Raw genomic sequence first — 20,112 nt, 5'->3', positions numbered from 1 at the left:
CTCAATGAAAATTAAAGAGCAAACTAGGAAGCCCGCAGGTTGCTTAAAGCACAGCTTTGAGATTGCAGATAAAGCTGACGTGGTTTGAAGAGATTTTCGAAGAGTATAAATTGTCCACAAACAAGGAGCATTACCTCAGTAAGATTATATTTCTCACCAGATTATCTAAGTAAGGACAAGTTCCAAAATGAAAAAAGGGTGGCGGGGATATATTATCCCTTGTCGCCACCACTTGTAAGTCCTGAAACAAAGTTCTTTTGTAGGAAGAAGAAGAGAATACAGATTGGAAGGGCGATGAGGATAGCACCTGCTGAGAAGTAGGCGATCTTCATGTTTTTCACATTGCTAACGAAGGTTTGGAGACCTACGGCAACGGTAAAGTATTCTTTCTCACGAAGCAAGAAACTAGAGAGGATGTAGTCCCCGAAAGGTCCCATGAAGGCCCAGAGAGCTTGTACGGCAACCATTGGGCGAACCAGTGGAAGAACAATTTGCCAGAAGCGGCGGAAGTGTCCTGCACCGTCTAGTTTTGCAGATTCGTCTAGAGACATTGGCACTGTATCGAAGTAGCCTTTCATGAGCCAAGCATTCATTGGGATACCTCCACCAACGTAGAGGAAGATGAGGAACCAGCTGTGGTTAAGGGCGTTCAACATAAGTGCCATAACGAAGAAGGCAGTCAAAGCAGCCATTGTTGGAACCATTTGGATAATCAAGAAGAAGACCAAACTTTGTTTACGAGCCAAGAAGTTGTAACGGCTGTAGGCGTAACCAGCAAGTACAATGATACTTGTCTGAACAACCATGGTGATCAAAGCGATGATCAAAGTATTAAGGTACCATGTACCGTACAAGGTTTCTGTAAAGAGCCCTTTGAAGTTATCAAGACTAAAGTTGACATTGCTGTCGAGTTTAAAGGCTACAACGTTACCAGCCTTGAAGGCAGACATAATCGTGATTAAAAGAGGATAGATAATGACGATTGAAAGTCCGATCAAGTAGAGGTAAGTGAGGGTTTGAGTCAGTCTACGTTTTAGTTTGATTGAGTTATTCATCTTAGACGTCCTCCATATCAAATGCGTGTAGTTTCTTGAATGCAATCATAGAAATAGAGATGACAATGATTGAAATAATCAAGGTAACGGCAGCTGCCATAGAGTATTGAGGAGCTGTACCAGTTGTCAAACGGTAGATCCATGAGATCAAGATATCGGTTGAACCAGCTCCACCACCGACACTACCAGGACCACCACCATTGAAGAGGTACATGATAGAGAAGTTGTTGAAGTTGAAGGTGTATTGGCTAATCAAAGTAGGCGCCGCAACAGCCAAAATCATTGGGAAAGTGATGTTACGGAATTTTTGCCAAGCGTTTGCACCGTCGATATAAGCTGCTTCATACAAGTCATTTGGAATAGACTGTAGGATACCGAGAGTCAAGACGTAGATATAAGGGAAACCAAGCCATCCTTGCATCATAATCAAGGCAATTTTAGTCCAAGTTGGGTTTGTCTTCCAAGGGATAAGAGCGCCATCTAAGAAAGGAAGAACCTTAGCAAAGAGAGGGATAACTTGAGTATTGATAGCACCAACACTATCGTTGAACATGTTTGAGAATGTCAAGATAGTGATGAAGGCTGGAACCGCCCAAGGTAGAAGGAAGATAACACCAAAGATACGTTTACCCTTGATGAATGGTTGGTTAGCAATAATAGCTGTAAAGATACCGAGTACGATTTGCAAAGTAGATGCAGATAAAGCCCAGATAATAGTCCAAGAAAGAACAGAACCGAAGGCTGAACGGAAGGTACTCAAGCTCCAGATATTTGTAAAGTTAGTCAATCCAACCCAATCCAAGAGTTTGTTTGGTGGTAAATGTTGGAAATCGTAGTTAGTAAAGGCAATCATCAAGGTTACAATAACCGGGAAGATGATGGCAAATGTCATGGCAACGTAAGATGGAATGATAAGCAAGTAAGGGAATCCATTTTCATAGATACCTTTAATCATATCCTTAAGTGTCAATGGGACAGGGATGCCATTATTGATACGTTTTGCAATCGTGTGAGCGTCTTTAATATTGAGAATATAAAAGGCTAGATAAACAATTACAAAGATAGAGTGAAATGCACCACGAATCAACATGAAGAGAGAGTTGTCACGGCCAGGTTTTTCACCGAGTGTGATCAAATTGCTCAATTCAGGTGCTGCAAGTACTATAAAATAGAGGACAAAAGCCACTGTTACAGCAAGGAAGATAAAACCTTTAGCTTTTTGTTTGTTGTAGATTTGTCCCAACCCAGGAATCAATGAAAGCAAGGCTGCTTTTTTTGGTTGTTGTTCCATGAGCGCTCCTTTCATAAGATACGAGCATTGAGCTCGATGCTAATCAGCAAAATTGCTGAAAACATTGTCAATATATCTAAAAATCAAGGGAGATGTTTAAATTATCTCCCTTGAATCAATCAATTAGTTACCAAATTTTTAGTTACCAAATTTTTGTTGGATTGTTTCTTTGATCAATGTTACAGCATCATTAGCAGCTGTTTTAGCATCTTTCTTACCGCTTACAGCATCAAAGAGCATTGTTTTAGCTGGGTCCCAAACTGTTGACATTTGAGAGATGTTTGGCATTGGTTGTGCGTTCTTGAACTGCTCGATAACAGCTGTAGTCAACTCATCTTTTTTACCTACAGCGTAAGTACGAGCTTCAGTGTTAGCTGGGATTTCGTTAGTTGCATCGTAGAATGCTTTTTGTTGGTCAGTTGAAACAAGGAAGTCTACGAATTTTTGAGCGCCTTCAAGGTTCTTAGTGCTTGATGGGATGATCCAAGCTTTACCACCACCAAAGGCTGCGTAGTTTTTACCGTTTGGAAGAGTTGGGATAGTTGCAACACCGTAGTTTACTTTAGCATCTTTGAATGCTTGAGCTTTCCAAGGACCGTCGATGATCGCAGCTGTTTTACCTTCTTGGAATTGAGTTTGGATCAAGTTTCCAGCACCTTCAGTGTCTTGCATACCTTTAGGCCATTTATCGTACCAAGTTTTAGCGTATTCAATACCTGCGATAGCACCATCGTTAGCAAGACCGATATCTTTAGGATTTTTACCGTTGTCACCGAATACGTAAGCACCGTTACCAGCAAGAAGTCCGTATGCGTAGTAGAAGTTAGTCCAGTCAGCTAGGAAAGCAGTTGTTTTACCTTCTTCACCAGCGAAAGCGTATTTGCTATCTTTAGCAAGATTTTCTAAGTCAGCAAATGTTTTTGGAGCTTCTTTAATCAAATCTTTGTTATAGTACATAACAAGTGATTCGATAACGGCTGGAGCACCGTAAACTTTTCCACCAACAGTTACAAGAGATTTAGTAGTATCGTCTGTTTTAGCACCGTCGCTCAAAGTTACTTCTGAAAGTTGTCCGTCAGTACCAAGGCTACCTACACGGTCGTATGGTGCCATCATAACATCAGGGGCTTTACCAGATTGGTTATCAAGTGAAAGGTTGTCAAGCCCACCCATTTGGTCTCCTGTTTTGATGTTAACTTTTACACCAGCTTCTTTTTCGTAAGCTTTTGCAGCTGATTCAGCAAAGGCTTTGTATTGATCTTCAACGTAGAAAGTGATTTCTTTCGCTTCTGATGAACCAGAATCAGCAGGCTTATCAGCAGTTTTGCTTCCGCAAGCTACCAAAAGCAAGCTAGCAAGTGTAGCAGTTCCAAGCACAGCAACGCTCTTCATGAATTTAGATGACATAGTGTATTCCTCCTAAAGAATAACAAATTTTATAGTCTAGGGAACGCAAACGTTTTCCCTTATGACCTTAGTATAGCACAAACAGAAAACGGTTGCAAGTATTTTTTTGAAAAAAATTTAAAAAGCTTGTGACTGGCTAATTCCTAAAATTGTTTATATAATAGAAGAAAAATATGTAATCATGTAAATTTTGATTCAAAAACAATTGAAGGAAAACGCTTGCATGATTAGGATGATGATTAAAAGGGTGTTAAAAATAAGAATATAGTAACTTGAAAGTTTGTCAAAAAAGATTAAACAATAAAAAGTTTTTTACAAACGCTTGCATTTCTTTTTAAAATGGGTTATACTTTAGTTAGCGCAAACGTTTGCGCAAAAATTGAAATAATTAACAATATAAACACTTGAGGTGCTAATATGAAAAAACGTCAAAGCGGTGTGTTGATGCACATCTCATCACTTCCAGGAGCATACGGAATCGGATCATTTGGTCAAAGCGCCTATGATTTCGTTGACTTCTTGGTTCGCACGAAGCAACGTTACTGGCAAATCCTCCCTTTAGGAACAACTAGTTACGGTGATTCTCCATACCAATCATTCTCAGCCTTTGCTGGAAACACTCATTTTATCGACCTTGATATTTTGGTGGAGCAAGGTTTGTTGGAAGCAAGTGATCTTGAAGGTGTGGACTTTGGTAGCAACCCAACTGAAGTTGACTACGCTAAAATCTACTATGCACGTCGTCCACTTCTAGAGAAAGCTGTCAAACGTTTCCTTGAAGTCGGAGATGTCAAAGACTTCGAAAAATTTGCTCAAGAAAATCAATCATGGCTTGAACTATTTGCAGAGTATATGGCAATCAAGGAGCATTTTGATAATCTTGCTTGGACAGAATGGCCAGATGCAGATGCTCGTGCTCGTAAAGCTTCAACTCTTGAAAGCTACCGTGAGAAATTAGCTGACAAGCTTGTTTACCACCGCGTAACCCAATACCTTTTCTTCCAACAATGGTTGAAATTGAAAGCATATGCTAATGACAACCACATCGAAATTGTCGGAGATATGCCTATCTATGTAGCGGAAGATTCAAGCGATATGTGGGCAAATCCACATCTCTTCAAGACAGATGTCAACGGTAAGGCGACTTGCATCGCAGGATGCCCACCAGATGAATTTTCTGCTACTGGTCAGCTTTGGGGTAACCCAATCTATGACTGGGAAGCAATGGACAAAGACGGCTACAAATGGTGGATTGAACGCTTGCGTGAAAGCTTCAAAATTTACGACATCGTTCGTATCGACCACTTCCGTGGATTTGAGTCTTACTGGGAAATTCCTGCTGGTTCTGAAACAGCAGCACCTGGTAAATGGGTGAAAGGACCTGACTACAAACTCTTTGCAGCGGTTAAAGAGGAACTTGGTGACTTGAACATCATCGCAGAAGACCTTGGATTCATGACTGACGAAGTTATTGAACTACGTGAACGCACTGGATTCCCAGGAATGAAAGTCCTTCAATTTGCCTTCAACCCAGAACACGAAAGTATCGACAGCCCACACTTGGCACCAGCCAACTCAGTTATGTACACAGGAACACACGATAACAACACTGTTCTTGGTTGGTATCGCAATGAAATCGACGATCCAACTCGTGAGTACATGGCACGTTATACAAACCGCAAGGAATATGAAACAGTAGTACATGCTATGCTTCGTACAGCCTTCTCATCAGTAAGCTTTATGACTATCGCTACTATGCAAGATTTGCTAGAGTTGGATGGTTCAGCTCGTATGAACTTCCCATCTACTCTTGGTGGAAACTGGTCATGGCGTATGACAGAGGATCAATTGACTCCTGCTGTCGAAGAAACTTTGCTTGACTTGACTACAATTTATCGCCGAATCAATGAAAATTTGGTAGAATTAAAGAAATAAGACATTATCAGGAGATACAAAAAATGTTACCATTAAAAGAATTTGTACAAAAGCGTTACAATAAATCTATCGCAGAATGTAGCAACGAAGAGCTTTACCTTGCTCTTCTTAACTACAGCAAACTTGCAAGCAGCCAAAAACCAGTCAACACTGGGAAGAAAAAAGTTTACTATATCTCAGCTGAGTTCTTGATTGGTAAACTCTTGTCTAACAACTTGATTAACCTTGGTCTTTATGACGAAGTTAAAAAAGAACTTGCTGACGCAGGTAAAGAGTTGATCGAAATCGAAGAAGTAGAATTGGAACCATCACTTGGTAATGGTGGTTTGGGACGTTTGGCAGCCTGCTTTATCGACTCAATTGCTACACTTGGTTTGAACGGTGACGGTGTTGGTTTGAACTACCACTACGGTCTTTTCCAACAAGTGCTTAAAAACAACCAACAAGAAACAATTCCTAACGCTTGGTTGACTGACCAAAACTGGTTGGTTCGCTCAAGCCGTAGCTACCAAGTGCCATTTGCACACTTTACATTGACATCTACTCTTTACGATATCGATGTACCTGGTTACAAAACAGCTACGAAAAACCGTTTGCGTTTGTTTGACTTGGATTCAGTTGATTCATCTATCATTGAAGATGGCATTAACTTTGACAAGACAGACATCGCTCGCAACTTGACTCTTTTCCTTTACCCAGACGATAGCGACAAACAAGGTGAATTGCTCCGTATCTTCCAACAATACTTCATGGTTTCAAACGGTGCGCAATTGATCATCGATGAAGCAATCGAAAAAGGAAGCAACTTGCATGACCTTGCTGACTACGCAGTTGTACAAATCAACGATACTCACCCATCAATGGTGATCCCTGAATTGATCCGTCTGTTGACTGAACGTGGTATCGAACTTGATGAAGCAATCTCTATCGTTCGTAGCATGACTGCCTACACAAACCACACAATTCTTGCTGAAGCCCTTGAAAAATGGCCTCTTGAATTCTTAGAAGAAGTGGTTCCTCACTTGGTACCAATCATCAAAGAATTGGATCGTCGTGTTCGTGCTGAATACAAAGATCCAGCTGTTCAAATCATTGATGAAAACGATCGTGTACATATGGCCCACATGGATATCCACTATGGATACAGCGTAAACGGGGTTGCAGCTCTTCACACAGAAATTTTGAAGAACTCTGAGTTGAAAGCTTTCTACGATCTTTACCCAGAAAAATTCAACAACAAAACAAACGGTATCACTTTCCGTCGTTGGCTCATGCATGCTAACCCAAGCTTGTCTCACTACTTGGATGAGATCCTTGGCCGCGAATGGCACCATGAAGCTTCTAAATTGGAAGACCTTCTTTCTTACGAAGACAAGGCTGCTGTCAAAGAAAAATTGGAAAGCATCAAAGCTCACAACAAACGTAAATTGGCTCGCCACTTGAAAGAACACCAAGGTGTGGAAATCAATACTAACTCTATCTTTGACATCCAAATCAAACGTCTTCACGAGTACAAACGCCAACAAATGAATGCATTGTATGTGATCCACAAATACTTGGACATCAAGGCTGGTAATATCCCTGCTCGTCCAATCACAGTATTCTTTGGTGGTAAAGCAGCTCCTGCCTACACAATCGCCCAAGACATCATCCACTTGATTCTTTGCTTGTCAGAAGTGATTGCTAACGACCCAGCAGTAGCACCACACTTGCAAGTTGTAATGGTTGAAAACTACAACGTTACTGCAGCAAGCTTCCTCATCCCAGCATGTGATATCTCAGAACAAATCTCACTTGCTTCTAAAGAAGCTTCAGGTACTGGTAACATGAAATTCATGTTGAACGGAGCTTTGACTCTTGGTACTATGGACGGTGCTAACGTGGAAATCGCTGAGTTGGTTGGAGACGAAAACATCTACATCTTCGGTGAAGATTCAGAAACTGTTATCGACCTTTACGCTAAATCAGCATACAAATCAAGCGAATTTTACGCTCGTGAAGCTATCAAACCATTGGTTGACTTCATCGTGAGCGACGCTGTTCTTGCAGTAGGTAAGAAAGAACGCTTGGAACGTCTTTACAATGAATTGATCAACAAAGACTGGTTCATGACTCTCCTTGACTTGGAAGACTACATCAAAGTGAAAGAGCAAATGCTTGCTGACTACGAAGACCGTGACGCATGGTTGGATAAAGTTATCGTTAACATTGCTAAAGCAGGATTCTTCTCATCTGACCGTACAATCGCTCAGTATAACGAAGATATCTGGCACTTGAACTAAGATTAAACAAAAACGCATCTTTAATAGATGCGTTTTTTGATATTTAAACTAATTTACAGTGCTTTCCCAACCAGAATCTCTGCTTCGATGGTAATCTCAGTTAACTGGCTCCAGTCAATCTTGCTTTGATCGACGTGAAAGAGTAGGGGGGTCATGCTAAGCAGGGCTTGGCGTTGCTCTGCGGTGATGGTCTTGGTCAGGGAAGCTATCTGACTAGATTGGATGCGGAAATGTTCCCGGAAATGTTCCTTGATATCTTGGTTGGAATAGTCCTTCTTTGTTAGCTGCTCCTGTACCATTTGGCGGATTTCTTTAAGGTGATTTTCGGTAGGAACGACCTTAATTAAGATACCGTTTTGAGATAAAACGCGGCGAAATTCACCATAGTTGGCAGGCGAAAAGATATCAAGCAGGATATCCATGCTAGCGTCTTTTATAGGAAGACGAGCCAGGTCGCCAACGAACCAGTTGACTGCCCAGTTGGTTTCACTTTTAGCAGCGATTTGGACCGAATCTTTTGAAATATCAAAGGCATAAAAGGTTTTATCAGAGTGACTTTCTTGGAGTTTGCGAGAGTAGAAACCTTCGCCACAGCCGATATCCAAGACTGTTTTTGCGGATGGTTTAGTGGCTAGTAAGTCGGAGATACCTTCTAAAATAGCCTGATAAAATCCAGCTTCTAGGATTTGCTGGCGGTTTTGAAAGTTTTCCTTGTCGTAGTTGGCGGATTGCTTGATTTGAGGGGCTAGATTGACATAGCCGAATTTTGCTAGGTCAAAAGAATGGCGATTATCACATTTAAGACTAGACTCTACCAAGGTCAGATTTTCTTGGCAGATAGGGCAGGCAAAGGCAGTCGCAGAAGCAAAGCGCTGGAGTTTGGGTTTGAGGTTTGTATTCATAGTTTAAGTGTATCAAAAGAGGCAAATGAAAGCAACTTTAGGAATAAGTAGATGGGAGATTCAGTAGAAATAAAACTAATTCTCCAATTTATAGAATGAAATTGCTTTTATATCTAAATTGCTATATAATAATGATGAGGAGGAAATAAGTATGTTAAAAGAAGTATTAAGCGTCGCAAAAGTTGCGAAAAAATCATCACTCTTTTTGGGTGGTGTCGCATTTGGTACCCTTGGTTTGAAAATCTTGGCAAGTAAGGAAGCTAAAAAAGGTTATTCTAAAGCTTTGGCTAAGGCTTACAAGTTGAAAGACGGGCTAGATGCATCTGTTTCTGTTGTGAAGCAACATGGAGATGATGTCTTGCAAGATGCCAAATATTTGTACGAGCAAGAGAAAAAAGAAGAGCAATTAGATAGCCTTATAGGTGAATAATATGTCTTTTAAAGTGCTACATAAAGGATACCAACATATCCGACTATCATCTTCTTTTTCACTCACCTTGGATATTCAAGACTATCTTCGTTCCTTGGCGAGAGATGAAAAGGGGATTGAGTCTATCCAGTTTTACATGGATCAACAGCACTTTACTCTACGTATAAAAGAAGGCTTTTCTGTATTAGATAATGCAGAAGCCTTTTTAAAAAGAATTGATAAAGGGAAAGTTTCTGAGTTGATGACTCTTCCCATTCGTAGAGAAGAGAGTGCTTATTCTATTGTTTCAGGTGCAGCGATTAAGCGTGTACTTTTTCGTAGTTTTGTGCCGTATCCTATTCGCTATATATGGACTTGTTATCAGGCTTTGGGTTATATCAGAGAAGCCTATCAAACACTAGCGCGTAAGGAACTAACGATGGAGGTCTTGGACTGTTCGGCTATTTTATTGTCCTTGTTTATGAACCAATCCAAGACAGCCAGCAACATCATGTTTATGCTTGATTTGGGGAATCATTTAGATCAGTGGTCCTTGAAAAAAACTGCAACAGATTTAGAACAGAGTCTTCTTGCAAAAGAGAGCGATGTATTCTTAGTACAGGGCGATACGGTTGTTAGTATCAAGAGTTCCGATGTTCAAATAGGAGATGTCTTGGTCTTATCTCAAGGAAATGAAATTCTATTTGATGGACAAGTAGTTTCAGGTTTAGGTATGGTCAACGAAAGTTCCTTGACGGGAGAGAGTTTTCCAGTTGAAAAAAGAGAGTCTGATTTGGTTTGTGCAAATACAGTATTAGAAACTGGAGAGTTACGCATTCGTGTAACCGATAATCAGATGAACAGCCGGATTTTACAACTGATTGAGTTGATGAAAAAATCTGAAGAAAACAAGAAAACGAAACAACGCTATTTCATCAAGATGGCGGACAAGGTCGTCAAATATAATTTCTTGGGGGCTGGGCTGACTTACCTATTGACAGGTTCTTTTTCTAAGGCTATTTCTTTCCTATTGGTCGATTTCTCCTGCGCTTTGAAAATCTCTACTCCTGTAGCTTATTTGACAGCTATCAAGGAGGGGTTGAACCGTGAAATGGTGATTAAGGATGGAGATGTTCTGGAGAAATACCTGGAAGTTGATACTTTCTTGTTTGATAAGACGGGAACGATCACAACTAGCTATCCGATAGTTGAAAAGGTGTTACCTTTTGGAGACAATAGTGAGGAAGATATTCTCAGAATCAGTGCCTGTCTTGAGGAACACATTTATCATCCTATTGCTAATGCCATCGTCAAGCAAGCCGAGATAGAGGGAATTGAACATGAGGAAATGCATGGGAAACTCCAATATATCGCAAGTAAGGGGATCAAATCTCATATAGATGGCCAACCAGTTCTTATTGGGAATTATGTCTTGATGCAGGATGAACAGATTCATATCAGTTCAGAACAAAATGCTTTAATTGAAGAGTACAAGAGTCACTACAATCTCTTATTCTTAGCCTACCAGAATGAATTGATTGGAATGTTCTGTATTCATACTCCTTTGAGAAAAGAAGCAAAAGCAGCCTTGGAGAAACTTAAGGCACAAAGGAAAAAATTGATTCTGGCAACAGGGGACACCTTGGTTAGAACAGAGGAATTAGTCAAAGATTTGCCCTTTGATCAGGTCTATACAGACTTAAAACCTGATGGGAAATTTGAGTTAGTAGAGGAACTGCAGAAAGCAGGTCACACTATTTTGATGGTTGGAGATGGATTGAATGACTCAGCGGCTCTAACCCTATCAGATATCGGTGTGGTGATGAATGAGAGTGCAGATATTTCTAAGCAGATGAGTGATATCTTATTGTTAGATAATCGCTTGGATTTCTTCCAAGAGTTGGATTCGCTATCATCATCTTTGCAAACACTCATCAAGAAGAATATTCAAGATACCGTTGTCGTAAATAGTAGTTTGATTGGCTTTGGCTTGTTTAACTGGCTCAGCCCTTCAAATCTTTCTATCTTACATAATCTAACAACCTTACGCATAGTCTTGCGTAGCCTGTCTATTAAGGCTAGATAGATGTGGTTATCAACAACAAAAAGGAGTTACCTTTCTCGAGGGTAACTCCTTTGTTTATAGGTAAATGTTTAACAATTTAGTAAGTCAATACAAAGTATTTTTTCTTACCGCGACGGATAACAGTGAGTTCGTTCTCTAACTTATCTGCGTCACTCAAGACATAGTCAAGGTCTTGGATGCGGTCGCCGTTGACGTAGATGGCTCCGTTTTGAACATCTTCACGAGCTTGGCGTTTTGAGTTAACCACACCAGAAGATACGAGAAGTTCTACGATATTGTGATTTTCATCTGCTTGTACTTGGTAGTTTGGTACGCCACGAAGTCCTTGTTTGAGTTCTTTGACAGAAAGGTTTTTGATGTTTCCAGCAAAGAGTTGCTCGGTGATGTTAAGAGCTTCTTTGTAGGCTTCTTCTCCATGTACAAGTGTTACAACTTCACGAGCAAGGACTTTTTGAGCCAAGCGTTCGTGTGGAGCTACTTCAAATTGTTTGCGGATGTCTTCAATCTCATCCAGTGACAAGAAGGTAAAAATCTTCAAGAAGCGAACAGCGTCAGCATCCATGACGTTCATCCAGAATTGGTACATTTCGTATGGAGAAGTCTTTTCAGGGTTGAGCCAAACAGCATTCCCTTCAGATTTACCAAATTTCTTACCGGTTGCGTCTGTAATCAGTGGAACAGTGATAACGTGACCGGTCTTGTCGGCTTTACGACGAAGCAATTCGGTACCAGCAGTCATATTTCCCCACTGGTCAGAACCACCGATTTGAAGCGTTACGTTGTGGTCTTGGTTCAAGACGAAGAAGTCGTAACCTTGCATGATTTGGTAGGCAAACTCAGTGTAAGAAATCCCTGTTTCAATCCGTTTTTTAACAGACTCCTTGCTCATCATGTAGTTGACAGTGAAGTATTTTCCGATATCGCGGAGGAAGTCAATGAAGCTGATACTGCCAAACCAGTCGTAGTTGTTGACCATGACAGCCTTGTTTTCGCCATTTTCAAAATCAAGAAAACGAGAAAGTTGTCCTTGGATAGACTTGACCCAGCCATCTACTGTGTCTTTTGTTTGGAGACTACGTTCAGCATCTTTGAAGGACGGATCTCCGATGAGACCTGTAGCACCGCCAACGAGCGCATAAGGTTTGTGACCTGCTAGTTGCAAGCGACGACTTGTCAAGATTGCGACAAGGTGGCCTAGGTGAAGGCTGTCAGCAGTTGGATCGTAGCCAGTATAATAAGAAACTTGACCTTCTTCTAGGGCTTTACGCAAAGCTTCTTCATCAGTCGTTTGAAAAATCAAACCACGCTCTTTTAGCTCATCAAAAATGTGCATGTGTCTTTTCTCCTTTTTAAAATATTGTTTCTACCTATTTTACCACAAACTGTGGAAATAACCTAGTAAAATCGGGAAGAAAGTTGCTGCTTGGACTTTTTTGGAAACGAGTGAAATATGGTATAATAGCACTAGCTTATTTTCAGAGAAATAGATAAAAATAGTTAAGAAAGGGGCTGGAAAATGTCTCATATTATTGAATTGCCAGAAGTATTGGCCAACCAAATTGCAGCAGGAGAAGTTATCGAGCGTCCTGCGAGCGTTGTCAAAGAATTAGTTGAAAATGCTATCGATGCTGGCTCAAGCCAGATTATCGTTGAGATTGAAGAAGCTGGTCTTAAGAAAATTCAAATCACTGATAATGGTCACGGGATTGCCCACGACGAAGTAGAGTTGGCTCTCCGTCGTCATGCGACCAGTAAGATCAAAAATCAAGCGGATTTGTTTAGGATTCGCACGCTGGGTTTTCGTGGTGAAGCCCTGCCTTCAATCGCTTCTGTTAGTGTCTTAACCTTGTTGACTGCGGTGGATGGAGCAAGTCACGGAACCAAGTTAGTGGCTCGTGGGGGAGAAGTTGAAGAGATTAGCCCAGCGACCAGTCCTGTTGGGACAAAGGTTTGTGTGGAGGACCTCTTTTTCAACACACCAGCTCGTCTCAAGTATATGAAGAGTCAGCAAGCGGAGTTGTCTCACATCATTGATATTGTCAACCGTTTGGGGCTAGCCCATCCTGAGATTTCCTTTAGCCTGATTAGCGATGGCAAGGAAATGACACGAACAGCTGGTACGGGTCAACTGCGTCAAGCCATTGCTGGGATTTATGGTTTAGCCAGTGCTAAAAAAATGGTTGAAATTGAGAATGCTGACCTAGATTTTGAAATTTCTGGTTTTGTGTCCTTGCCTGAATTGACACGGGCTAATCGTAACTACATCAGTCTCTTTATCAATGGCCGTTATATCAAAAACTTCCTACTCAATCGTGCTATTTTAGATGGTTACGGCAGCAAGCTCATGGTGGGGCGTTTTCCACTAGCTGTTATTCACATCCAGATTGACCCTTACTTAGCCGATGTCAATGTGCACCCAACCAAACAAGAGGTGCGTATTTCTAAGGAAAGAGAGCTGATGGCGCTGGTTTCAGAAGCTATCGCAAAGAGTCTCAAGGAACAGACCTTGATTCCAGATGCCTTGGAAAATCTTGCAAAGTCTACCGTTCGCAATCGTGAAAAGGTGGAGCAAACGACTTTGCCACTGAGAGAAAATACGCTCTATTATGAAAAAAATGAACCGACAAGACCGACACAAGCTGAGGTGGCAGACCATCAGGTGAATCTGACGGAAGAAAGACAGGATTTGACCTTGTTTGCCAAGGAAACCTTGGACCAGATGACCAAGCCAGCTAAACTGCATTTTGCAGAGAGAAAGCCAGCTAGCTATGACCAACTAGACCATCCAGAGTTAGACCTAGCTAGTCTGGATAAGGCTTATGATAAGTTGGAGCGAGAAGAATCTTCAAGCTTCCCAGAGTTGGAATTTTTCGGTCAGATGCATGGAACTTATCTATTTGCCCAAGGTCGAGATGGGCTCTATATCATAGACCAGCACGCGGCGCAGGAACGGGTCAAGTACGAGGAGTACCGTGAGAGCATTGGCAATGTTGACCAGAGCCAGCAGCAACTCCTAGTGCCCTATATCTTTGAATTTCCTGCGGATGATGCCCTTCGTCTCAAGGAAAGAATGTCTCTTTTAGAGGAAGTAGGCGTCTTTCTAGCAGAGTACGGGGAGAATCAATTTATCCTTCGGGAACATCCTATTTGGATGGCAGAGGAGGAAATCGAGTCTGGAATCTATGAGATGTGCGACATGCTCCTTTTAACCAAGGAAGTTTCGATCAAGAAATACCGGGCAGAGCTAGCTATCATGATGTCCTGCAAGCGGTCCATCAAGGCCAACCATCGTATTGATGACCACTCGGCTAGACAACTCCTCTATCAGCTCTCTCAATGTGATAACCCCTATAACTGTCCACACGGACGTCCTGTTTTGGTTCACTTTACCAAGTCGGACATGGAAAAGATGTTCCGTCGCATTCAGGAAAATCATACCAGTCTTCGTGAGTTGGGGAAATATTAAACTAAAAGGAAAACTATGTACGAATATTTAAAAGGAATCATTACCAAAATTACTGCTAAATACATTGTTCTTGAAGTCAACGGTATCGGTTATATCCTGCATGTAGCCAACCCTTATGCTTATTCAGGTCAGGTTAACCAAGAAGCTCAAATTTATGTGCATCAGGTCGTACGTGAGGATGCCCATCTACTTTATGGGTTTCGCTCAGAAGATGAGAAAAAACTCTTCCTCAGTCTGATTTCGGTCTCTGGGATTGGTCCTGTATCAGCTCTTGCTATTATCGCTGCCGATGACAATGCTGGCTTGGTTCAAGCCATCGAAACCAAGAATATTACCTATTTGACCAAATTCCCTAAAATTGGCAAGAAAACAGCCCAGCAGATGGTGCTGGACTTGGAAGGTAAGGTAGTAGTTGCAGGAGATGACTTCCCTGCTAAGGCTGCAGTTCCATCTAGCAGTGACAACCAAGAATTGGAAGAAGCTATGGAAGCTATGTTGGCCTTGGGTTACAAGGCGACTGAGCTTAAGAAAATCAAGAAATTCTTTGAAGGAACTTCAGATACTGCTGAAAACTATATCAAGTCGGCCCTTAAAATGTTGGTCAAATAGGAGATTTATATGTCAACACGCTGTGGATGGGTTAAAATGAATAACCCGCTATATGTAGCCTACCATGATTCGGATTGGGGCCAACCTCTCCATGATGACCAAGCGCTTTTTGAGTTGCTCTGTATGGAGACCTATCAGGCTGGCTTATCTTGGGAGACGGTTCTCAATAAACGGCAGGCTTTCCGAGAGTCTTTTCATGGGTATCAAGTTCAAGCTGTTGCAAAGATGACCGATTCTGAATTGGAAGCTTTGATGGATAATCCAGCTATCATCCGCAATCGTGCTAAGATATTTGCGACGCGGACCAACGCTCAAGCATTTCTACAAGTTCAGAAGGAGTATGATTCTTTTGATGCCTATCTTTGGTCTTTTGTTGAGGGGAAAACGATCGTTAACGATGTTCCCGATTACCGCCAAGCCCCAGCTAAAACACCTCTGTCTGAGAAGTTAGCCAAAGATCTCAAAAAACGAGGCTTCAAGTTCACAGGCCCAGTCGCCGTCTTGTCTTTTCTACAAGCAGCAGGGCTGGTTGATGACCATGAGAATGATTGTGAGTGGAAGGGTCTTAAATGATGTCTAACAAAAATAAGGGAATTCTGATTTTTGCGATATTCTATACAGTTCTCTTTGTGTTTGATGGTGTTAAATTGCTGTCTTATTTGCTGCCATCTGCCATTGCTAATTATCTAAAATATCTAGTCTATGTAGTATTAGCTCTATATGGATCTTTCTTGTGCAAGGATAGATTGATTCAACAATGGAATGAGATTAGAAAAACGCAAAGAAAATTCTTCTTTGGCATTTTAAAAGGCTGGCTCTTTCTTTTCCTCATGACCATTCTCTTTGAACTTCTATCGTCAATATTAAGGCAGTTTTTGGGACTAGACGGACAAAGTCTAAACCAGTCGAATCTTCAAAGCACCTTTCAAGACCAACCCCTACTGATAGCAGTTTTTGCTTGCATCATTGGCCCTTTGATGGAAGAACTCTTTTTCCGTCAGCTCTTATTGCATCATTTGCAGAAACAGTTGCCAGATTTACTAAGCATTATTCTGGTAGGACTTATCTTTGCCCTGAGTCATATGCATAATTTAAGCTTATCCGAGTGGGTCAATGCAATTTATTACTTGGGTGGAGGTTTAGCCTTTTCTATCATCTATGTGAAAGGGAAAGAAAATATTTACTATCCCCTATTTGTTCACATGTTAGGGAATAGCCTCTCCTTCATCATTTTAGCTATCAGTAGTATGTGATGAAATGCCAGTAATGATAATGAGAAAAAGCTGAGAAATTCATCTCAGCTTTCTTTGTTATAGTCAAAGCGAATGACTTGCTCCGTTGCGTCTACATGGGCGTGGACTCCGAAGGGGACAATAGCTCTTGGAGTGGCATGGCCAACGTTTAGATTATAGACAATCGGGATATTGCTATCAATGGTGTCCATTAAAGCCTCCTTATAGTCGTCATAGAAGGTTTCATCCATAGGTTTTCCGACCAAGAGTCCACTAATGACTTCAAATATCCCAGTTTCTTTTATAGCCTGCAACATTTTTTTGAAATCATCAGGTTCAGGCTTTTCTTCACTTGTTTCTAGCAATAGGATTTTTCCTTTCCAGTCGGATAAGTCAGGAAAAAGTTTGTATTTTTGGCAAAGGTCTGTGCTGTCTGCGTATCGAGAGTTGTCAAAGATATCGTAGAGAGATTCGAGGCAACCGCCGAGGATTTCCCCCTCGAACTGGGCAGTTCCTTGTAACAACTCAAAGCCGGTATTTGCATGACTGATACGATGTGTTCCCAGAGCCTTGGGACTGAAGTCAGTTCTTTCCTCATACCAAACGTCACTAGGGCGGATTTCTGAAATTCTTCCAGTCTCGATCAATTCTTTAAAGTAGTGAAGGCTATAGGCTAACATTTCCTTGTCCAATTCACAAATGTCTGCTAAGAAGGATTGACCATAAAAAGTCTTGATTCCTAGTTTATGCAACATGAGATGGTTCATAGTTGTATCCGAGAAGCCAAGAAAAATTTTTTGTTTGATAACCTTTTGTAGTTGGTCGTTTTCAAAAAGATAAGGTAGTAAGCGATAGGTATCGTCTCCACCAATGGCGCATAGGATCATGTCGATACTATCATCAGAAAAGGCCTGAATCAAATCCTCTGCACGCGCTTCAGGATGGTCCTTGATAAAGTCTAATCCTTTTTGCGAATGGGGCAAAAAGATAGGATTGAGTCCCAGGTCCTTGAGACGTTGTACACCCAAGTCCACTTCGTGTTTGACAAAGTCTTCTCCGATAATGCCACTAGACAAACTAACAATACCAATAGTAGAAATCATATCTTATCCTCCTAGAAATAGATTGAGCCTATTTTATCACAAAAGATGAGGGGAAACAACAAGAATTAGAATCAGAAAAAGGCTTTTAGATCAAGAAAGTAGTAAAAAAGCAACCACACGATTGGTTGCTTTTTTATATTAGTTGTATTCTTATAGAGCAGTAAGGAAGGTCAGTCCGCCAAGGATAACCCCAGCCGAGTTTGGAATGATTAGAATCCAGTCTTTCTTAGGCTCTTTTGTCCATCCATAAATGACCCAGATTAAGCAAGAGACTGCTGCTGATAAAGGTTGGAATGGTTGAGCTTTGTTCCCTTGTAAATTGGCAAAAATTTGGGGGATGTAGGCTATAAATACAATAATCCCGATAAAGGCACCAATTGAACCAACAATTTGATTAATTCTCTGTTTAGTCATATATATTTCTCCTTATTACTTTATTAGCATAACAGAAAAACAACTTGAATTCAAGGATAAAACCTTGGGATTCTAAGGGAAGCCTTTACATTAAAACGATTTTAGACAATGTGTCTACTTTTTGAAGAATCGAAAAATGGTTTGGAGCCATAATAAAAGTAGTCTGTCTGCAAAACACACTACTTTTATTGTTTATCTTAATATCTAGCTGGTCCTGCACTTGCGCTCTTAATGTTGAAACGTTTTTTGAGGTAGAAACGTAGGGCAAGGAGAGCTCCTCCAATCACCAACAAAACAAGTGGAGGTAGGCTAATGTTGATGGCTTGTGGAAGGAAGTTACTCAAGAAGAGGATGAAGACCCAGGCAAACATGGTTGCTAGCATAACCAAAAGTGATTTCCAGAATGGAGGACGTTGGCTACGGTCAGTATCAGGTCCGTAGTAGCGGTAGATGAAGTGGTAGAGCAGGTAAAAGGCAACTCCACCAAAAGCCCCTACGCTGATAAGTGTTACCAATCCGTAGGCCACAGGTTGGTTTGAGAAGAAGCTCATCAAGGCGCTAACTACTGCAAATAGTCCTGTGATGAAAAGGGCTGAATCCAACATCATCAATTTTGGATCGTCGTTTTCTTTTGGATGTTCTTTTTCGTATTGCTCTTTTTCGCTGAAACTATGAGCCCAGTGAGTTGGTGCTCCGTAGATAGAACGAGCTGTCACTCCTTTTGGTTGTTCTTCAAGGATATGAGGAATCACTTCTTCAAGGATGGCCTTGATTTCAGCATCTGTTTTTCCGTCCTTGAGAAATTGTTGGGTTGCAATGTGGATAAATTCTTGGTTTTTCTTTGTTAATTCTTTTAAATCAATCTGTGACATAATAACTCCTGTTTAGAACCATTTTTTATGGATGAGGTAAAGAGTGAGAGAAACACTCATAGCAAAGGCAATAAAGACGATGAGCCAGAAAGCATGCGGTTCTCCGTTTAAAGGAATTTCATTGTCCTTAAAGTTCATTCCGTAAGCTGAGAAAATCATAGTCGGGATAGACATAACGATGGTCACAAGGGCCAAGGTTTTCATGATATTGTTCTGATTGTTTGAAATGATAGAGGCAAAGGTCTCTGTCATAGAGTGAAGGACGTTTCCATAGATATCCGCCATCTCGATGGCCTGTTGCGTTTCAATCAAGGTGTCTTCAAGTAAGTCTTCGTCTTCAAGGTATTTCTTAATATTGCTAGTTGCGCTTGTCAATTTTTTAATCACGCGCTCGTTTGTCTTAAGAGAGGCCTTGAAGTAGACGATGGTCTTTTCCAACTCCATGAGTTCGATCAATTCTTCATTTCGAGTAGATTTGTGAAGTTGGCTTTCGATTTGCTCACTCTTACGTTCGATTGAACGGAGGGCGGTTAGGTAAATCTCCGCATTGCGGTATAGGATTTGGAAGATGAAGCGCGAACGCATGAAGGTATAGAAATTTCGAAGCCTACGATTGATAAAGACATCAAGAAGTGGTAGAGGCTCCAAGCAAGTGGTAATAATAGCCTCTTCTGTGAGGATAATCCCCAAGGGAATGGTCACGTAGTAGGTCTGGTTGTTTCTTTCCTCAGTAATGGGAACGTCCACGATGATCAAGGTGTACTCATCTTCGATGGTGATACGTGACATCTCTTCCGCATCGAGCGGTGCACGGAGATCGGCGATATCAATATCAAAGGCTGAGGCGATTTCCATCGATTCGCTCTGGGTAGGATTGACGAGATTGATCCAAGTGCCCGGTTGGAGCGTATCGATCTCTTTAAATTCAGTTGTTGTTGAGAGAAAGACTTGTTTCATATCTCCTATCCTTTCCTAATCTATTCTGTGTTTAAGTGATTTTTAGCACCGTACTATTATACTACAAAATCGGCTTTTTTGGTAATAGAATT

General features: G+C 41.1%; 17 protein-coding genes. 8 read left to right on the top strand and 9 right to left on the bottom strand.

What is annotated here, in order from left to right; all coding sequences use genetic code 11:
- Nucleotides 1–212 precede the first annotated feature (212 nt).
- The 3 genes from ACORHT_RS09405 to ACORHT_RS09395 all read right to left on the bottom strand — a co-directional run bounded on the left by ACORHT_RS09405 (nucleotide 213) and on the right by ACORHT_RS09395 (nucleotide 3,753).
- Nucleotides 213–1,055, bottom strand: a complete 843-nt coding sequence (locus ACORHT_RS09405; protein WP_061863692.1) for a sugar ABC transporter permease — start codon at nucleotides 1,053–1,055, stop codon at nucleotides 213–215.
- A 1-nt stretch (nucleotide 1,056) separates the two neighbouring features.
- A complete protein-coding gene (locus tag ACORHT_RS09400) occupies nucleotides 1,057–2,346 on the bottom strand; it encodes a carbohydrate ABC transporter permease (RefSeq protein WP_284346640.1) in 1,290 nt (429 codons plus the stop codon).
- Nucleotides 2,347–2,484: 138 nt separating this feature from the next.
- Entirely contained in the window at nucleotides 2,485–3,753 is a 1,269-nt protein-coding gene (locus ACORHT_RS09395) for an extracellular solute-binding protein (RefSeq protein ID WP_434350134.1), read from the bottom strand.
- A 417-nt stretch (nucleotides 3,754–4,170) separates the two neighbouring features.
- On the opposite strand from ACORHT_RS09395, the gene malQ reads away from it, so the two are divergent.
- Both malQ and glgP read left to right on the top strand, forming a co-directional pair.
- Nucleotides 4,171–5,688: a 4-alpha-glucanotransferase gene (gene malQ / locus ACORHT_RS09390; protein WP_006155161.1), complete on the top strand. Its 1,518-nt coding sequence runs from the start codon at nucleotides 4,171–4,173 to the stop codon at nucleotides 5,686–5,688.
- Between the two features lie 23 nt (nucleotides 5,689–5,711).
- Nucleotides 5,712–7,970: a glycogen/starch/alpha-glucan family phosphorylase gene (glgP, locus tag ACORHT_RS09385; protein ID WP_434350133.1), complete on the top strand. Its 2,259-nt coding sequence runs from the start codon at nucleotides 5,712–5,714 to the stop codon at nucleotides 7,968–7,970.
- Between the two features lie 53 nt (nucleotides 7,971–8,023).
- Here the strand turns inward: glgP and ACORHT_RS09380 are convergent, their stop codons facing one another.
- Nucleotides 8,024–8,872 (bottom strand): putative RNA methyltransferase, encoded by an 849-nt coding sequence (locus ACORHT_RS09380; protein WP_434350132.1) that lies wholly within the window; start codon nucleotides 8,870–8,872, stop codon nucleotides 8,024–8,026.
- 151 nt (nucleotides 8,873–9,023) lie between these two features.
- On the opposite strand from ACORHT_RS09380, the gene ACORHT_RS09375 reads away from it, so the two are divergent.
- Together ACORHT_RS09375 and ACORHT_RS09370 are read left to right on the top strand one after the other, a co-directional pair.
- A complete protein-coding gene (locus tag ACORHT_RS09375) occupies nucleotides 9,024–9,302 on the top strand; it encodes a DUF6110 family protein (RefSeq protein WP_000910904.1) in 279 nt (92 codons plus the stop codon).
- Between the two features lies 1 nt (nucleotide 9,303).
- Complete coding sequence (locus tag ACORHT_RS09370) at nucleotides 9,304–11,367, top strand: heavy metal translocating P-type ATPase (RefSeq protein WP_434350131.1); 2,064 nt, start codon at nucleotides 9,304–9,306, stop codon at nucleotides 11,365–11,367.
- A gap of 76 nt (nucleotides 11,368–11,443) precedes the next feature.
- Here the strand turns inward: ACORHT_RS09370 and tyrS are convergent, their stop codons facing one another.
- Nucleotides 11,444–12,700, bottom strand: coding sequence for a tyrosine--tRNA ligase (tyrS, locus tag ACORHT_RS09365; RefSeq protein ID WP_042749860.1), 1,257 nt, complete (start codon nucleotides 12,698–12,700; stop codon nucleotides 11,444–11,446).
- Between the two features lie 183 nt (nucleotides 12,701–12,883).
- Here tyrS and mutL point away from each other — a divergent pair, with 183 nt between their 5' ends.
- The 4 genes from mutL to ACORHT_RS09345 are packed head-to-tail and all read left to right on the top strand — an operon-like array spanning nucleotide 12,884 to nucleotide 16,695.
- Nucleotides 12,884–14,833, top strand: a complete 1,950-nt coding sequence (mutL, locus tag ACORHT_RS09360; protein WP_434350130.1) for a DNA mismatch repair endonuclease MutL — start codon at nucleotides 12,884–12,886, stop codon at nucleotides 14,831–14,833.
- Between the two features lie 15 nt (nucleotides 14,834–14,848).
- Entirely contained in the window at nucleotides 14,849–15,442 is a 594-nt protein-coding gene (gene ruvA, locus ACORHT_RS09355; protein WP_434350129.1) for a Holliday junction branch migration protein RuvA, read from the top strand.
- Between the two features lie 9 nt (nucleotides 15,443–15,451).
- On the top strand, nucleotides 15,452–16,015 hold the full coding sequence (locus ACORHT_RS09350) for a DNA-3-methyladenine glycosylase I (RefSeq protein ID WP_434350128.1): 564 nt from the start codon (nucleotides 15,452–15,454) through the stop codon (nucleotides 16,013–16,015).
- Nucleotides 16,012–16,695 carry a lysostaphin resistance A-like protein gene (locus tag ACORHT_RS09345; RefSeq protein WP_434350127.1) on the top strand — a complete coding sequence of 228 codons (684 nt, stop codon included), beginning with the start codon at nucleotides 16,012–16,014 and terminating at the stop codon, nucleotides 16,693–16,695. Before ACORHT_RS09350 ends, ACORHT_RS09345 begins: the two co-directional genes overlap by 4 nt.
- Nucleotides 16,696–16,739: 44 nt before the next feature.
- Here the strand turns inward: ACORHT_RS09345 and ACORHT_RS09340 are convergent, their stop codons facing one another.
- From ACORHT_RS09340 to ACORHT_RS09325, 4 genes are all read right to left on the bottom strand, one after another.
- Nucleotides 16,740–17,777, bottom strand: coding sequence for a S66 family peptidase (locus ACORHT_RS09340; RefSeq protein WP_434350126.1), 1,038 nt, complete (start codon nucleotides 17,775–17,777; stop codon nucleotides 16,740–16,742).
- 150 nt (nucleotides 17,778–17,927) lie between these two features.
- Complete coding sequence (locus tag ACORHT_RS09335) at nucleotides 17,928–18,191, bottom strand: SemiSWEET family transporter (RefSeq protein ID WP_004250486.1); 264 nt, start codon at nucleotides 18,189–18,191, stop codon at nucleotides 17,928–17,930.
- 197 nt (nucleotides 18,192–18,388) lie between these two features.
- Nucleotides 18,389–19,063, bottom strand: coding sequence for a DUF1129 domain-containing protein (locus ACORHT_RS09330; RefSeq protein ID WP_006146142.1), 675 nt, complete (start codon nucleotides 19,061–19,063; stop codon nucleotides 18,389–18,391).
- Between the two features lie 12 nt (nucleotides 19,064–19,075).
- Nucleotides 19,076–20,020 (bottom strand): magnesium transporter CorA family protein, encoded by a 945-nt coding sequence (locus ACORHT_RS09325; RefSeq protein WP_070458240.1) that lies wholly within the window; start codon nucleotides 20,018–20,020, stop codon nucleotides 19,076–19,078.
- Nucleotides 20,021–20,112 lie beyond the last annotated feature (92 nt).

Origin of the sequence: Streptococcus sp. KHUD_014 (assembly GCF_051106275.1) — a bacterium.
Classification (GTDB): Bacteria; Bacillota; Bacilli; order Lactobacillales; family Streptococcaceae; genus Streptococcus.
This window is presented reverse-complemented; position numbering and strand designations above follow the sequence as displayed.

What these genes read in the sequence shown, in the direction of transcription:
- ACORHT_RS09340 (WP_434350126.1), bottom strand. Translation starts at nt 17,777, where the DNA reads ATGATTTCTACTATTGGTATTGTTAGTTTGTCTAGTGGCATTATCGGA.
- tyrS (WP_042749860.1), bottom strand. Translation starts at nt 12,700, where the DNA reads ATGCACATTTTTGATGAGCTAAAAGAGCGTGGTTTGATTTTTCAAACG.
- ACORHT_RS09380 (WP_434350132.1), bottom strand. Translation starts at nt 8,872, where the DNA reads ATGAATACAAACCTCAAACCCAAACTCCAGCGCTTTGCTTCTGCGACT.
- mutL (WP_434350130.1), top strand. Translation starts at nt 12,884, where the DNA reads ATGTCTCATATTATTGAATTGCCAGAAGTATTGGCCAACCAAATTGCA.
- ACORHT_RS09335 (WP_004250486.1), bottom strand. Translation starts at nt 18,191, where the DNA reads ATGACTAAACAGAGAATTAATCAAATTGTTGGTTCAATTGGTGCCTTT.
- ACORHT_RS09395 (WP_434350134.1), bottom strand. Translation starts at nt 3,753, where the DNA reads ATGTCATCTAAATTCATGAAGAGCGTTGCTGTGCTTGGAACTGCTACA.
- ACORHT_RS09375 (WP_000910904.1), top strand. Translation starts at nt 9,024, where the DNA reads ATGTTAAAAGAAGTATTAAGCGTCGCAAAAGTTGCGAAAAAATCATCA.
- ACORHT_RS09350 (WP_434350128.1), top strand. Translation starts at nt 15,452, where the DNA reads ATGTCAACACGCTGTGGATGGGTTAAAATGAATAACCCGCTATATGTA.
- ACORHT_RS09330 (WP_006146142.1), bottom strand. Translation starts at nt 19,063, where the DNA reads ATGTCACAGATTGATTTAAAAGAATTAACAAAGAAAAACCAAGAATTT.
- glgP (WP_434350133.1), top strand. Translation starts at nt 5,712, where the DNA reads ATGTTACCATTAAAAGAATTTGTACAAAAGCGTTACAATAAATCTATC.
- ACORHT_RS09400 (WP_284346640.1), bottom strand. Translation starts at nt 2,346, where the DNA reads ATGGAACAACAACCAAAAAAAGCAGCCTTGCTTTCATTGATTCCTGGG.
- ACORHT_RS09370 (WP_434350131.1), top strand. Translation starts at nt 9,304, where the DNA reads ATGTCTTTTAAAGTGCTACATAAAGGATACCAACATATCCGACTATCA.
- ruvA (WP_434350129.1), top strand. Translation starts at nt 14,849, where the DNA reads ATGTACGAATATTTAAAAGGAATCATTACCAAAATTACTGCTAAATAC.
- ACORHT_RS09325 (WP_070458240.1), bottom strand. Translation starts at nt 20,020, where the DNA reads ATGAAACAAGTCTTTCTCTCAACAACAACTGAATTTAAAGAGATCGAT.
- ACORHT_RS09345 (WP_434350127.1), top strand. Translation starts at nt 16,012, where the DNA reads ATGATGTCTAACAAAAATAAGGGAATTCTGATTTTTGCGATATTCTAT.
- ACORHT_RS09405 (WP_061863692.1), bottom strand. Translation starts at nt 1,055, where the DNA reads ATGAATAACTCAATCAAACTAAAACGTAGACTGACTCAAACCCTCACT.
- malQ (WP_006155161.1), top strand. Translation starts at nt 4,171, where the DNA reads ATGAAAAAACGTCAAAGCGGTGTGTTGATGCACATCTCATCACTTCCA.